Genomic DNA, 15,044 nt, shown 5'->3' with positions numbered 1-15,044 from the left:
AGAGATAAATACAAAAAAAGGATCTAAGTAGATCCTTTTTTTGTGCGTGTAATCAAAAACATTTCTGAATTTATCGCCGAAGGCGATTCCATATCTCTACTCTCTACTCTCTACTCTCTACTCTCTACTCTCTACTCTCTACTCTATAATCTCTACTCTCATTTCGAACGCTCCACGAACAAACTAACGAGATAAAGCACCGTCTCCGTCGCCTTCTGCATATCTTGCACTGAAACCCATTCTTGTTTGCTATGGAACGCGTGTTCGCCTGCAAAAATGTTAGGGCATGGTAAGCCCATAAAAGTTAAGCGAGATCCGTCGGTTCCGCCGCGAATGCTGGTTGTCTCCGCTTTAAGCCCGGCTAATCGCATGGCTTCCATCGCTAGGTCGATGCATTCTGGGTGATCTACTAGAATCTCGTTCATGTTGCGGTATTGCTCCGTTTGGGTATAGGTGGCAGTGGAATTCGGGTATTTGCGCAAGACCATTTCCGAAATCTGTTGAATGATGAAGCCGTATTCGCGCAGTTTTTCCGTTTCAAAATCGCGGATGATGAATTCGATGGTTGCTTCTTCCACACTGCCTGATATGTCCGTGGGATGAATGAAGCCTTCTTTTCCTTCGGTGGTCTCGGGGCTTAGGCGGTCTTTGGGTAGTGTGTTGACGATTTCTGCGGCTATTTTCAGGGCGCTTTCCATACGGCCTTTGGCAAAACCCGGATGCTGAGAAATGCCTTGAATTTTTACAACAAATCCATCCGCAGAGAAGGTTTCATTCTCTAAATGCCCGCGCTTTTCGCCATCTAAGGTGTAGCCGTATTGGGCATTAATCTTCTCCATATCCACATGATCCGTACCGCGACCGACTTCTTCGTCCGGTGTGAAAAGAATCGTGATGGGGCCGTGAGGAACCTCCGGATGTGCTGCATAAAAGGCAGCTACGTCCATAATTTCAGCGACTCCGGCTTTATTATCTGCCCCTAAAAGCGTCGTTCCACTGGCCGTGATGATATCATTGCCGATTTGTTCAGCTAAGTCTGGGTGTTCGTTTAATCGAATTACTACGGATGGATCGTCTGGTAAAACTAAGTCTTGTCCATGGTAATAAGGATGGATAAGCGGTTTTACCTGCTCGCCAGAACAATCTGGAGAGGTATCCATGTGGGCACAAAAACAAAGGCCAGGTACTTCGTGAGGTACATTGGAGGCAATGTGCGCATAGACATAGCCAAAATCATCTAGGTGTGCATTGGAAATTCCGAGGGAATGAAGTTCCTGAACCAAAACCTTTCCTAGATTTTTTTGTTTTTCTGTCGTGGGGCTGCTGCTCGAGTGGGGGTCGGATTGGGTGTCTATTTGGACATAATCAAGAAAACGATCTTTCGATGTGAAGGCATATTTTTGGATCAATTCCGAGAGCTGCGGCATAAAAATGGATTTATATTGAAATATTAGAAGAATTAATTGTCTTTATTGAATTTATTTCTGTTGGATTTATAAAGGTAATACACCTTTCAGAATTACGTATTATCTTAGTGCCTTGAATTTTATAAGCTTACAACTATGTCTCAAAATGCTGTGATTAACCTCGATGGCCAATCGTTCGAATTACCTACTCTAGTAGGAACTGAAAATGAAAAGGCAATCGACATTGCGAAACTTCGCGATTTATCTGGATACGTAACGTATGATCCAGGTTACAAGAACACGGGTGCAACAAAAAGTGCGATTACTTTTTTAGATGGCGAAGAAGGAATTCTAAGACATTGTGGTTATAGCATCGAAGAGTTAGCCGATAAAGCTAGCTTCTTAGAAGTGGCTTATTTATTATTAAATGGCGAATTGCCTACACAATCTCAATTAGATGCGTTCGAAGCTGATGTGAAGAAATACACGGTGACGAATGAAGTTTTATTGAAAATTGAACAAGTTATTCCGACTTCTACACACCCAATGAGCGAATTGTCAGCTCTAGTAGGTTTAATGGAAGGTCAATATAATCCAGCTGAAACGAAAGAAAACATCTTACGTTTGATCGCTGCCTTGCCTATTTTCGCGGCATGGAACTACAAGAAATCAATTGGCGAAGCATTAGTGGCTCCGGATCAATCTTTGGACTATTGCTCTAACTTCTTGAAAATGATGTTCGCTAAACCAGGCGAAGATTACAAAGTAGATCCAATCGTTTCTAAGGCATTGAACAAATTATTAATCTTACACGCAGATCACGAGCAAAACTGCTCTACTTCAACGGTTCGTTTGATTGGTTCTTCTCACGCTAGTTTATTCTCTAGTATTTCAGGTGGTATCCAGGCATTGTTTGGTCCATTACACGGTGGAGCGAACCAAGCGGTGATTGAAATGTTAGAAGAAATCAAGCAAGCGGGTGGTGATACGTCTAAGTTTGTGGCTATGGCCAAAGATAAGACTTCGGGCTTCCGTTTGATGGGCTTTGGTCACCGTGTTTACAAGAACTTCGATCCACGTGCCCGTATTATTAAGGTAGCAGCGGATGATGTGTTAACAGCTTTGGGCGTTAAGGATCCCGTTTTAACGATCGCTCAAGAATTAGAGGCTGCGGCTTTAAGTGATGAGTATTTCGTTGCTCGTAAATTATACCCGAACGTAGATTTCTACTCAGGGATCATTTACCGTGCTTTAGGCATCCCTACGGATATGTTTACAATCTTATTTGCGATTGGGCGTCTTCCAGGTTGGATTTCTCAACACCAAGAAATGATGACAAACAAGGAGCCTATCGGTCGTCCTCGTCAAATCTACGTAGGTTCTCCTGCGCGTGCTTTTGTTGATATGGCGAATCGTTAATCTCTTTTTCAATAGATTGAAAAAGCCTCCGGTTTCGGGGGCTTTTTTGTTTTACGGGGAGATTCGACCTAGCTTTGTATCCTTATGCGGATACTATTTTTTCTATTTTTCAGTTTTTCTGTTTGTGCTCAGGTGCAAAAAGGGCAGGCGTCTTTCTACTCCAATCGATTGAAAGGACATCGGACGAGTAGTGGGGAGAAGTATAATCCAGCTAAATTCACAGCGGCACATCGAAAGCTGCCTTTTAATACGTGGGTGGAGGTGTATATGCCCAAAACAAAGAAGACCACCTTCGTTCGAATCATCGACCGTGGTCCACATAGCCGCAAGCGAATTATTGATGTATCGAGGGCTGCGGCTAAAGATTTGGGATTAATTCCCTACGGTTTTTCAACGGTACACATTAAAACAGTGACCGAGAAGTCGCGTATTGATTCCTTGAATGCTATGGAATCTGCAGAAATTTATGAGTTTGAACCGAAATCCGCCACGTCGGATTCGCTTTCACGAAATCCACAATAAGGGGATTCATTTGTTCTTGCTTGGACCACTCGGGTTGCAAGTATAATTCCGCCGATTCAGGTAGTTTTTCAGCCCATTCTTGAGCCCAAGGGATATCAGAAGGGTGATTGACCACGACTTTAAGTTCGTTCGTAATCGCTAAAATACCTTCATTAGGGGCTTTGAATTTTTTAGGGGAGAAACAAATCCAATCCCAATTTCCGGTAATAGCCGTTGCGACACCGGAAGTTTCGATATGGGTTCTAAATCCTGCTTCTTGTAGTGCTTCGGTTAAAGGACCTAAATCGTGCATCAACGGTTCACCACCCGTGATAACCACTAATCGGCCTGGATTCTCGAGTGCTTCAGCCACTAATGTTTCGACAGTTTTTACTGGATGCGTATCTACTGGCCAGGATTCCTTCACATCGCACCAATGGCAACCCACGTCACAGCCACCTAAACGAATGAAATAGGCAGCGTGTCCCTGGTATTTACCTTCCCCTTGCAGGGTGTAAAAAGATTCCATTACTGGATAGGTAAATTCGGCTCTTTTTACAGCGGTTTTTATATCTTTGGGGTTGGATTGCATTAGGACTTGAATTGAATGACAAAATTAAGTCTAGAATTGTAATTTAACTAATCGATGAATCCAACAAACGCAAAAAATCGACTTTTTCTTGCTGTAGGGCTAGTAGGCACGTTGTGCTTGTTATCCGCTTGTTGGTCAGCTCGTTGTCCGTATCAAACGTGTCGCGTCAAAGTCGAACACCGCCACGGCGTAGGTTATTACCGTCCGAATGTGGCCTTTTCTTGGATGTGGACTCCACGTTACAAGCATATTCGCGCCGATCAATCTAAAAAGAAACCCAGATGAAGCAGAACGTCGTTTTATCCGCGGGATCGCTGAATCAATTACCCTTAGATTGGGAGGGAAATCGCTTACGTATTTTGGCGGCCATCTCTCAGGCTTCTTCTGAAGGATCGTCTCTTTTGTGTTTGCCTGAATTATGTATTTCTGGTTATGGCTGCGAGGATCAGTTTTTAGCGCCTTTTACGGCCGCTAAATCGTGGGAGTCACTCGAGTTGATCGCTACAGAAGTTTCGGAAATGGTCGCTGTCGTGGGTTTAGCCTTGCCTTTTGAAGGAGATTTATACAATGTCTCTGCCATTTTAGCGCAGGGTAAAATTCATGCTTTGATCCCCAAACAATTTTTGGCGGATGATGGCGTGCATTACGAACCGCGTTGGTTTAAACCTTGGCCTCGAGGGCAGCGGAAAATATACAGGGGAATCCCATTAGGGGATTACCGTATTCATTTTAATGGAATCACCTTAGGTATTGAGATTTGCCAAGATGCTTGGGAAGGGGAGAAGCGACCGGCTTATGATTTAGCACGTCGGGGCGTTTCGGTGATTTGTAATCCCACGGCCTCCCATTTTGCGTTTGGTAAAGCAGAAATTCGAAAATCATTAAGTATAGAAGGCGCTAAGATTATCAACGGCGTTTATTTATTTGCGAATTTACTGGGCAACGAAGCGGGTCGCATCATTTTCGATGGCGATGCCTACATTGCTCACCAGGGGGCTATTTTAGCTCAAACACCTCGATTCTCCTACCAAGATTTCACCCTGGTTTCACACGAAATTACTCTAGATAAAAGAGAAGATAGTGGAGATGATGTGGTTTCGTTTGAAATTTATCTTCCAGAAACGCATGCAATTAAAACGTCCGAAGTCCCGGCTTGGGAAAGGTCAGAAACAAAAAAAGAGGAAGAGTTCTCACATGCCGTAGCCTTAGGTTTATTTGATTATTTACGTAAATCTCGCTCACAGGGATGGGTTTTATCTCTTTCTGGTGGAGCTGATTCGTCTGCCATTGCTTCACTTTGTGCGTTGAGTATTCAGTATGCAAAAGAAGAATTAGGTTGGGAAGGTTTGAAGCAAAAGCTACATTATATTCCTTTGACTACGCCAGATAAAGCGATGTCTGAATTATTAACGACCATTTATCAGGGAACCGTTAATTCCTCCCAAAATACACGTGATTCTGCTCGTGAATTGGCAGAATGGATCGGAACGCAACATTATGTGATTGAAATAGATTCGATTGTTCAAGGTTACCGAGGGCTTATCGAAGGGGCCATTGGGCGTTCTTTGACCTGGGAACAGGATGATATCACTCTCCAAAACGTACAAGCCCGCGTCCGTGCCCCTAGTGCCTGGATGCTCGCTAATATCAAAAATGCCTTATTACTCGCGACGTCGAATCGCTCGGAGGCGAGTGTGGGTTATGCAACCATGGACGGCGATACGTCGGGTTCGATTTCACCTATTTCTGGTATTGATAAGAGTTTTGTGCGGACTTGGCTGCTTTGGTTAGAGGCTCAGGGCTTTAAGGGACTGCATTTAGTGAATAGTCTAGAACCGAGTGCGGAATTGCGTCCTCTGTCTGAAAAGCAGGTCGATGAGGAGGATTTGATGCCTTATCCGATTTTAAATACGATTGAACGATTAGTATTTTATGATTTATTGTCGCCCCACGACTGTTTAGAAGAGGTGAATAAGCGCTATGGTGCTGTTTTTGCCAAAGAGAAGCTCGAAGAATTCGTTCGCCGATTCTTCCGTCTTTGGGCGCGAAATCAGTGGAAAAGAGAGCGCTATGCGCCTGGATTCCACGTGGACGATTACAGTTTAGATCCCAAGAGTTGGTTACGCTTCCCGATTTTGTCTGCGGGATTGGAAAAAGATATATAAACAAAACACGAACAAGGAGATGTTATTAGTTGTGGATGTGGGGAACACGGATATCGTGTTTGGTTTTTATGAAGATCAAACCTGGAAAGCAGTTTTGAGAACGCCTACGCACCAGCCATGGAGTGCAAATGGGGTAGTGAATTGGATTAAGAAGGAGTGGGCATCAAGAGACTTAGGTGAAACTTTGCCTTCTTTAGCTTTAGTATCCTCTGTAGTACCTTCTATTTCGCCTCAAATACAACGCGGATTAGCCTTATGGCTAGGTTACGCGCCAGCTGTCATGCGGCCAAAATTATATGAGGCCTTACCTATTCAGGTTATTGTTCCAGATGAAATAGGCTCTGATTTAGTGGCTAATGCCGTTTATGCGCACGAAAACTATAAATCGAATGTACTAATTGTGGATTTTGGAACTGCCTTAACTTTCACTTTAGTCAATGCAGAAGGTAAAATGGAGGGCGTTTCAATTGCGCCTGGTTTGAAAACCGCAGTGAAGTCCTTGTTCTCTCAAACTGCCCAATTGCCCGAAGTTCCATTGGAAATGCCCGAATTTAACCTGGGCACCGATACGGTTTCGGCGATTCAAGCGGGGATCCTATGGGGCTATGTGGGAATGGTGAAGGAGATGATCAGTCGAGTAAAAGAAGATAAAAAGGGAGATTTGAAGGTGGTTGCAACGGGTGGTTTATCCTCGATTTTGACCCCATTAGCCTCGTATTTCGATGAGGTAAATAAATTAATTACGTTAGAAGGTTTGCGCCTGATTGCCGAACGTTTAAAAGCCTAAGAAGATGTTTCCGAAAGATCAAGGATACTTTTTTCCTGCCGAATGGCATCCACACCTAGCTACTTGGATTACTTTTCCGCATAACGATCACTCGTGGCAGGAAGAGAAATTAGGACAGATGTACCCAGAATATTTTGCCTTAATCAAGGCGATTTCTGAAGGAGAACAGGTGCGAATTAACGTCAATTCCGCTGCTTTGCAGGCTTTTGTGGAAAGTCAATTGCCTGTGTATGGAATAGATCCAGCAAAAATCGAATTTAATGTTCAACCCACAAATGATGCCTGGTGCCGCGATCACGGGCCAGCTTTTTTAGTCAAAGAAGGAAGTGCCGAACGTTTAGTCGTGAATTGGGAATACAATGCGTGGGGAGGCAAATATCCGCCATTTTTGGATGATAATGCGTTGCCTGCGACTATTGCGAAACGTTTATCATTGCCATCCGCTACTCCGGGTATTATTATGGAGGGAGGATCGGTAGACTTTAATGGAGCAGGTACGGTTTTAACAAGTCGTTCTTGTTTATTGAACCCGAATCGAAATCCTCACCTAAGTCAAGAACAGATCGAAGACTATTTGAAAAACTACTACGGCGTTTCACAGGTGCTTTGGGTATCGGATGGAATTGTGGGGGATGACACGGATGGTCATATTGATGATACGGTGAGATTTGTGAATGTAAATACGGTGATCACGATGGTGGAACCGAATGTGGAGGATGAAAATCATGCGGTTTTAGCGGCTAATTTGGCAGAATTAAAGCAAATGACGCTTCTAGATGGCTCGCCTTTACAAATTGTAGAGATTCCCATGCCGAATGCTGTGGTGATTGATGGTTTTAGGGCTCCAGGGTCTTATGCGAACTTTTATATATGTAATGCAGGAGTTTTAGTGCCTGTTTTCGATTGTCCACAAGACGAAATTGCCTTAGGAATATTGCGTCAATTATTCACGGATCGTCCAGTGATAGGATTGTCGGCGAGGGAGATTATTTGGGGGCAAGGCAGTTTTCATTGTTTGACCCAGCAAGAACCAGCGCCGTGCGTATAATTCCTTTTCTTTTCTTGATTACCTTGTTTTCTTGTGCTCGAAAACCTTTTGTTCAACCGGTTTCAACTCCGGAGGATAAAAACACGCGGGTATCATTGAAAACATTGTCAGTGGTTAAGACGCAGGAGGTTTTAGGGGATGAATTAGTATTAGTAGGTGCTTTGGGCATCATCGAGAATGGGAAACTCATGCCAGTTAAGGTATTCTCTTCTTATCTTGGGAAAGTAAAGAAGGGACAGGTCATTCGATTAGATACAATTAAAGCGTTGGGAATACGTTTACATGCTGGCCAAAAAGCTAGCTTCCAACTTTCCCTCTTTGAGATCGAAGACTACCAGCCCACGAAGAAATGGGTAAATCGGTTTAATTCGGTGAGTGGGGTATTGGCTTTGCCTTTGGCCTTCACTTCCCCCGAAAATCCAGTAGCCTGGTTTTTATGGGGAATGAAAGCCGGGTCTTTAGGGCTGGATTGGGTAAGTGAATTAGATATGAAAGACCTTTTAGGTGTCTCAGAGACTCAATGGGACTACGATTCAGCCGCTTCCACTATTCGCACCGGCAAATGGGTAGGTGGTCGAAAATTCATCGATGCCTATGAATACCGGTACCAGATTCAAATTAACGTAGATTAACCGTTTTTGTCGGGGATTATTCGTAATTTTGTTAGCTTATTTTTAAGAATGAAGGATTTAAAATTATTTATTGGATTAGTCTTGTGTTTGCCTTTCGCGAGTTTCGCGCAGAGTGCATCGCCCATTCAGATTGGTCCTAAGAAGATATCGGCAGAGAGTTTTCTGCAAGTGTACAAGCCATTAGTCGAGTCTGATAGTATCACGAAAGACAATCAAGCGGCTTTTTTATCTGATTACATCGATTACCAATTGAAAATCGTAGCAGCGGAACAAGAGAAATTTGCTGATCAACCAGACTTTAAGGAAGAGTATGCAAGTTTTAGAAAGGAATTAGCTACGCCTTATTTGGTGGATATGCCTACGTTAGATATGCTCGTTAAGCAGGCTTACCAGCGGATGAAGGAGGAAAAGAAAGTAAGCCAAATCTTGGTCAAACTGGGAGATAATGCAAGTCCTGCAGATACCTTAATTGCTTTTCAGAAAATTGAGAATATCTACCAAAAGTTAAAAGCGGGTGAAGATTTCGCTGCGTTAGCATCCCGTTTTTCAGAAGATGAGATGTCAGCTGCAAAAGGCGGAGTTTTAGGGTATATCACCTCACTTCAAACGGCGTATGATTTCGAAAATGCCATCTATTCGATTGGGATAGGGGAATATTCAAAACCATTCCGTACAGCCAGTGGCTACCATATCGTGAAGATCTTGAATCAACGTCCTAATTCAGGTAAGATTCGTTTAGCTCATATTATTGTGTCTGCTGCGGTGGATGCGCCTACGGCTTTGCAAGTAGAGGCTAAAAAGAAAATTGAACAAGTGGAAGCCTACCTAAAGGCGGGTGAAAGTTTCGAATTAGTTTGTAAGAATTATTCGGAGGATCCTTATTCTAGAGGTCGTGGGGGAGAGATTAGACGTTGGTATTTTTCTTCTGATTTAAGTGAGGAATTGCAAGATGCTTTATTTGGATTAGAGCGTTTAGGAGATCTTTCTAAGCCTATCCGGACGAATTTAGGCTGGCAATTATTTAAGTTGTTGGATAAAAAACCACTCTTGACATTTGAGGATATGTCAGAGTTTATCAAACAAAAAGTACTGACAGATGCGGATCGCCAAGGTTTGATCAAACAAGCTTTTATGAAGCGTGTTCGCGTAGAGAATAAAGTGATTGTGCAAGAAGCAACTAAGAAATCGGCTTTTGAACGTATGAACGTAGAAAGAACAGGATCTGAGCCATTTTTGCAAGAGCCTATTTTTTCTGTTTTAGATAAAACATATTCGGTAGGTGATTTTTATGCACACGTTCAAGCTCAGCAAAAGAGACGGATTAAATCACTTGGTTATTTGCCTGTGGTTTCGGAACAATCGTATTTAGATGAGTTGATTGAGAAGGAGACGTTGAATGCGGAGGAAGCAAATTTAGAAGGTAAATACCCAGCGTTTAAAGAGCAGATGGCTGACTTCTTAGAAGGAAGTTTATTTAGCAAGATGACGGATCGGGAGATTTTCGAGAAGTCGTTAGACTCTTTAACCCAGGCTAAATTCTATCAAGCGAATAAGGCGGCTTTTGTGATGCCGGCGCGTGTAGAAGCGAAATTGGTAGTAGCTGATACACAGAAAACGTTGAAAGAAGCTTTGGACTTATTGAAAAAGTCACCTTATCCGATGAATAAGAAGTTTGCGGATCTTTCTTTTGGTTTAAAGGAATCAAAGTTAGAGGAATCATCTACTAAATTATTAGCGGAACTATTCCTGACCATGGCGAAGAATGTGGACTATGTCGTTGAAATTTCAGGACACCGCGATGCTTCAGAAGAAGATAGTTTGTCTGAAGCGCGTATTAATAAGGTCGTTTCTTATTTAAATGCCAAAGGAATTTCTTCCCACCGCATCATTCAAAAGGATGAAGCGAACTTAAAGGCTGCTTCTAAAACAGTAAAAACAAAAAATGCACGCGTTTCCTTCCGTTTCTTCTCCTCGAGTATGGACGATGTTGTGAAACGTTTTAATGCCCTTAAACCTGAGAGTTTAGAAGCGAAAGAAGGGTATTTCAAAAAAGGTGTCTCTCCTGTGATCGATGCAATTGAATGGACGGTTGGTCCTAAAAACTATGAAGCTGCAGGTAAATTCGCCTTTGTAGAAGTGAAGAAAGTGGAACCTGAGCGTTCACGCTCTTTTGAAGAGGCGAGAGGTTTAGTTATTCGTGCCCTTCAGGAGCGTTTAGAAAAAGAATGGGTTGCGAAATTAAAGCAACAATACCCGGTAGAGATTAACCAGGTGGAATTAGAAAAATTACTGAAATAATAGAAATATGAAATTGACTCGTTGGGTTTTAGGGTGGTGTTTGGTGTTAGGGAGCTTATCTGCGTTTGCGCAAGAGGAAGCGAACAAGAATGTGTTAGATCGCATCATTGTGAAGGTTGATAATTACTTCATTTTGAAATCTGAGGTGGAGAATCAGTACCAACAATACATCACAAGTGGACAAGCGAATACGCCTAATCGTTGCCAAATTTTGGAAGGTTTAGTCGTAAACAAATTAATGCTTGCTAAAGCAGAAATCGACTCGGTTATCGTTGAAGATAAGCGTATAGAAGCGGAATTGAATAGCCGTATGGAGCAAATGGAAGGCCAATATGGATCAGCAAAGAACATCGTAGAAGCCTATGGGAAATCCATTGCGACCTTAAAAGAAGATTTACGTTCTTCCTTAAAAGAACAATTGACGGGCCGTAAAATGCAAGATAAAATCACGGATGATGTGAAAATTACACCTAAAGAAGTGGCCGCTTTTTTCAACGAAATCCCCCGCGACTCATTACCTTATTTGCCTGCAGAAGTGGAAATTAGCCACATTATTCGCATCGCAAAGCCGAACAAGAATCAGAAGGAAGAGTTATATGCGAAGTTATTGGATTTCCGTCGTCGCGTAGAGAAAGGGGAGAGTTTTGAGGATTTGGCCAAAGTACATTCAGAAGATTTAGGATCAGGAAAACGAGGTGGAGATTTAGGATTTGCTAAGCGTGGAGCCATGGTTGCACCCTTCGAAGCAGCTGCTTTGCGCTTAAAGCCCAATCAAATGTCAGATGTAGTAGAGTCCGAATTCGGATTTCACTTAATTCAATTATTAGAAATCAGAGGTCAAGAATACCACGCACGTCACATCTTGTTACGTCCTGATTACCAAAAACTAGATTTGACAGAGCCAACGAAATTCCTGGATAGCATTCGTGTACTTGTTCAACGTGATTCAACTACGTTTGAAAAGGCCGCTAAGGAATTCTCAGAAGACAAAACCACACAGGATGCCGGCGGTGTCATTATGGATGCGACAAACGGAGGGAATCGTTTAGCCTACGACGGAACAATGGATCCAGCTTTATTCTTTGCCTTGGATTCCATGAAGGTAGGAACAATTTCTACCCCAATTCCTTTCCGTACAGATGATGGTCGCTCTGCAGTGCGTATTTTGTTTTTCAAAGCAAAACACCCTCCACACTTTGCTAACTTGAAGGATGATTACCAAAAGCTATCTCAAATCACGTTGTCTCGTAAAAAGAATAACGCCATCGAAAAGTGGTTTATGAAGGCGAAAGACGATGTGTTTATCTTTATTGATGAGGAGTTTAAGGATTGTAAGATCTTAGAGGATGTGCAACAGCGGGAGTAATCGAGATTAGAGATAATAGAGTAGAGAGTATAGATTATAGAGAGTAGATAAGAGAGTATAGATTTAAAGCACAAAGCATAAAGAATAAAGTTGGCATTAAAAAAGGGAGCGAAGCTCCCTTTTTTAATATGTATGGTGAAAAATTTATTTCTGAATTCATCCCCGAAGGGGATTCGAACTTTATTCTTTGTGCTTTATGCTCTATGCTTTACATCTATACTCTATGCTCTATTATCTATACTCTATAATCTAATTACACAGCTACAGGCGCCTTAATCCCCGGATATGGATCATATCCTTCCAGCGTAAAGTCTTCGTATTTGAAATCCAAAATATCCTTCACCTCAGGATTGATTTTCATTATAGGTAATGCTTTGGGAGTGCGCGTTAATTGCAGTTCCACTTGCTCCATATGATTGCTATATAGGTGAGTGTCACCACCCGTCCAAATAAAATCACCTAGACCTAAATCACATACTTGCGCCATCATCATCGTCAATAAGGCATAAGAAGCGATGTTGAAGGGAACTCCCAAGAATACGTCTGCGGAGCGTTGGTATAATTGGCAAGAAAGTTTTCCGTTTGCCACATAGAACTGAAAGAAAGCATGGCAAGGCATTAAAGCCATTTTAGGCAGGTCTGCCACGTTCCAAGCACTTACAATGATCCGACGTGAGTCAGGGTTCTTTTTCAATGTTTCAACAGCCTCTTTGATTTGGTCGATCACTACGCCATTTGCGCCTTCCCAGCTTCTCCATTGCTTTCCATAAACAGGACCTAGGTCGCCGTTTTCGTCTGCCCATTCATCCCAAATACGCACACTATGTTCAGTTAAATAGCCAATATTCGTTTCGCCTTTCAAGAACCATAATAGTTCATGAATGATCGACTTTAAGTGTGTTTTCTTGGTAGTTACTAATGGGAAACCTTCCTCTAGGTTAAAGCGCATCTGGTAGCCAAAAACACTCGTCGTTCCCGTTCCTGTACGATCAGATTTGAAGGTGCCGTTTTTCTTAATGTGAGTTAATAAATCTAAGTAAGCTTGCATATTAGGCTTCGAATTTTTCTCCGTTTAAAACGAGGGTATGAGTGATTTTGGAGCTAGGCTCTAATTGAGCGGTAGCTGAACAGTATTTGTCCATCGACATTTGAATCGCTTTTAGGGCTTTTGAGCCGTCTATTTGGCCTTTTAATTCAAATTGGATGTTGATTAGACGGAAGGGTGTTTTCTCCGTTCCTTCGATCTTTTCGCGATCGCCTGAAACACGGATTTGGAAGTCCTCTACGATTTGACGTTGCTTCTTTAAAATAAGGATAACATCAATGGCCGTGCAACCACCTAAGCCCATTAAAAGTAGCTCCATCGGACGTGCGCCCGCATTGTGACCGCCAATACCTTCCGCCGCATCGATGTGCACGGGGATGGGAGAGGAGCCTTTTGCCTCAAAATGAAAATCTTGATCTAAGCGATTTAATACTACTTCCATGGCTTATTTTAATAAATTGGATTTCAGTTCTTTGGTCCATAATACCTCTCCTTTAACGTTGAAAAGGGTTATGGTTAACGTGCGGTCCTTCAACGGGCCCGTCACTTCAATTTTAGAAAAGGCTCTCTCCTGTACCAAAGTCCCAGGAACCAAGGTCTCGTTATAATCTAGCTTTACCGCATCGGCCTTTCCAGCCGTCATCGGAGAAACCGTCAAGTCATACAAGGGATAAGTACCTTCGCGCTCTAATTTGTTCAAATCAGAGATATGACGATCGCCTGTGAAAAAGAGGACTCCTGGAATCTTACGGTTCTTTAATTCTTTCAACAAATACGTTCTCTCTGCCTCGTAATTCGCCATGTTTTCGAATACTTTGGCAGGGCTAACGACCTGACCTCCGTTGACGATGATTTTAAAACTAGCTCTAGATGTGGACAATTGATCTAATAACCAAGTCATTTGTTTAGCACTCCAGTAGTCCTTGTTGGGGTCATTTAATTCGTTTGGTGCCTTATTCCACCGGTCATCCATCAAAAAGAACTCCACATCTGCCCATTGGAATTTTCCGGTAATGCCTTCATTCGGGAAGGCAAAATTTGGATTGCCCCAATACATTTTGAACATCTCTAAAGAAGTGTATTTCAAAGGGAATGAGCGATCTGCATCATTTGGACCGTAATCGTGGTCGTCCCAAATCGCGTATTGATGTACACTTCCTAACAAGGGTTGAATTGATTTAACGGCACGCGCATGATCATTCCGGTGTATCATTCCCGTTCTCGTATAATCCGGTTCGCGGTAATAAAAATTATCACCTCCCCATAACATGAAATCAGGTTTCTTCGAGTACATCGATGTATAAACCTCATCTGCGCCACCATAAGGACGTCCAGGGCGATCGGTTGCTTCTTCGTTTACATAGTTACACGTTCCAAAAAGGAAAGAGAAGGCAGGTGGATCATGACGGTATTGCCAAAGTTCCTGTGTTTGGAATTCCAATGGATAATCAAAAGCCATTTTTTTGCCATTCACCAGTACCTCGTATTCGTATTTTTTACCCATTGTTACCTCATCAGCGATGATTCGTGCAATGAAAGCAGTTGTTTTCTCGGTATGTACGGGATCCGTCTTATGTATTGTTTTATCACCCTTCTCCCAGTATTGAATGCTCACATCCGCTGGTTTCTCGGTTTGTACCCAAACTAAAACTTCCTTCATTTCAGAATAGCCTAACATCGGTCCACTCTTGATCTGAGCACTCGCTAAAAGCGGCGCTACAAGGAATAAGGCGATTAATATTCTTTTCATATTCGTTAGATTAGTATCTTTGTGGCTTACAAATT

The 15,044-nt window shown here is 42.5% G+C and carries 14 protein-coding genes; 9 read left to right on the top strand and 5 right to left on the bottom strand.

Annotated elements, in window-relative coordinates; genetic code table 11:
- Nucleotides 1-158 precede the first annotated feature (158 nt).
- Complete coding sequence (gene pepT / locus SKC35_RS04920) at nucleotides 159-1,427, bottom strand: peptidase T (RefSeq protein WP_377978316.1); 1,269 nt, start codon at nucleotides 1,425-1,427, stop codon at nucleotides 159-161.
- Between the two features lie 135 nt (nucleotides 1,428-1,562).
- Between pepT and SKC35_RS04915 the strand changes: the two genes are divergently transcribed.
- Nucleotides 1,563-2,825, top strand: a complete 1,263-nt coding sequence (locus SKC35_RS04915; RefSeq protein ID WP_377978315.1) for a citrate synthase — start codon at nucleotides 1,563-1,565, stop codon at nucleotides 2,823-2,825.
- A gap of 84 nt (nucleotides 2,826-2,909) precedes the next feature.
- Nucleotides 2,910-3,347 (top strand): septal ring lytic transglycosylase RlpA family protein, encoded by a 438-nt coding sequence (locus tag SKC35_RS04910; RefSeq protein ID WP_377978314.1) that lies wholly within the window; start codon nucleotides 2,910-2,912, stop codon nucleotides 3,345-3,347.
- Here the strand turns inward: SKC35_RS04910 and SKC35_RS04905 are convergent.
- Nucleotides 3,271-3,918 (bottom strand): 7-carboxy-7-deazaguanine synthase QueE, encoded by a 648-nt coding sequence (locus SKC35_RS04905; RefSeq protein ID WP_377978313.1) that lies wholly within the window; start codon nucleotides 3,916-3,918, stop codon nucleotides 3,271-3,273. The genes SKC35_RS04910 and SKC35_RS04905 overlap by 77 nt on opposite strands.
- Before the next feature lie 54 nt (nucleotides 3,919-3,972).
- On the opposite strand from SKC35_RS04905, the gene SKC35_RS04900 reads away from it, so the two are divergent.
- The 7 genes from SKC35_RS04900 to SKC35_RS04870 are packed head-to-tail and all read left to right on the top strand — an operon-like array spanning nucleotide 3,973 to nucleotide 12,214.
- Complete coding sequence (locus tag SKC35_RS04900; RefSeq protein WP_377978312.1) at nucleotides 3,973-4,203, top strand: hypothetical protein; 231 nt, start codon at nucleotides 3,973-3,975, stop codon at nucleotides 4,201-4,203.
- Nucleotides 4,200-6,083, top strand: coding sequence for an NAD(+) synthase (gene nadE, locus SKC35_RS04895; RefSeq protein WP_377978311.1), 1,884 nt, complete (start codon nucleotides 4,200-4,202; stop codon nucleotides 6,081-6,083). The genes SKC35_RS04900 and nadE overlap by 4 nt, the downstream gene beginning before the upstream one ends.
- A gap of 19 nt (nucleotides 6,084-6,102) precedes the next feature.
- The gene (locus tag SKC35_RS04890) at nucleotides 6,103-6,870 is read left to right on the top strand and encodes a type III pantothenate kinase (protein ID WP_377978310.1); all 768 of its coding nucleotides are present in this window, start codon (nucleotides 6,103-6,105) and stop codon (nucleotides 6,868-6,870) included.
- A gap of 4 nt (nucleotides 6,871-6,874) precedes the next feature.
- Nucleotides 6,875-7,918, top strand: coding sequence for an agmatine deiminase family protein (locus tag SKC35_RS04885; RefSeq protein WP_377978309.1), 1,044 nt, complete (start codon nucleotides 6,875-6,877; stop codon nucleotides 7,916-7,918).
- Entirely contained in the window at nucleotides 7,909-8,550 is a 642-nt protein-coding gene (locus SKC35_RS04880) for a hypothetical protein (protein WP_377978308.1), read from the top strand. Before SKC35_RS04885 ends, SKC35_RS04880 begins: the two co-directional genes overlap by 10 nt.
- A gap of 48 nt (nucleotides 8,551-8,598) precedes the next feature.
- On the top strand, nucleotides 8,599-10,848 hold the full coding sequence (locus SKC35_RS04875; protein WP_377978307.1) for a peptidylprolyl isomerase: 2,250 nt from the start codon (nucleotides 8,599-8,601) through the stop codon (nucleotides 10,846-10,848).
- Nucleotides 10,849-10,855: 7 nt separating this feature from the next.
- A complete protein-coding gene (locus SKC35_RS04870; RefSeq protein WP_377978306.1) occupies nucleotides 10,856-12,214 on the top strand; it encodes a peptidylprolyl isomerase in 1,359 nt (452 codons plus the stop codon).
- A gap of 253 nt (nucleotides 12,215-12,467) precedes the next feature.
- Here the strand turns inward: SKC35_RS04870 and SKC35_RS04865 are convergent, their stop codons facing one another.
- Genes SKC35_RS04865 through SKC35_RS04855 form a run of 3 tightly spaced genes read right to left on the bottom strand, consistent with a single transcriptional unit; the run spans nucleotide 12,468 to nucleotide 15,009 of the window.
- Nucleotides 12,468-13,262: a thymidylate synthase gene (locus tag SKC35_RS04865; protein ID WP_377978305.1), complete on the bottom strand. Its 795-nt coding sequence runs from the start codon at nucleotides 13,260-13,262 to the stop codon at nucleotides 12,468-12,470.
- 1 nt (nucleotide 13,263) lies between these two features.
- Complete coding sequence (locus SKC35_RS04860; protein ID WP_377978304.1) at nucleotides 13,264-13,701, bottom strand: OsmC family protein; 438 nt, start codon at nucleotides 13,699-13,701, stop codon at nucleotides 13,264-13,266.
- Between the two features lie 3 nt (nucleotides 13,702-13,704).
- Nucleotides 13,705-15,009, bottom strand: coding sequence for an alkaline phosphatase D family protein (locus SKC35_RS04855; RefSeq protein WP_377978303.1), 1,305 nt, complete (start codon nucleotides 15,007-15,009; stop codon nucleotides 13,705-13,707).
- Nucleotides 15,010-15,044 lie beyond the last annotated feature (35 nt).

The sequence above is a fragment of the Aquirufa originis genome, from assembly GCF_042714495.1.
GTDB classification, from domain to species: Bacteria; Bacteroidota; Bacteroidia; order Cytophagales; family Spirosomataceae; genus Aquirufa; species Aquirufa originis.
This window is presented reverse-complemented; position numbering and strand designations above follow the sequence as displayed.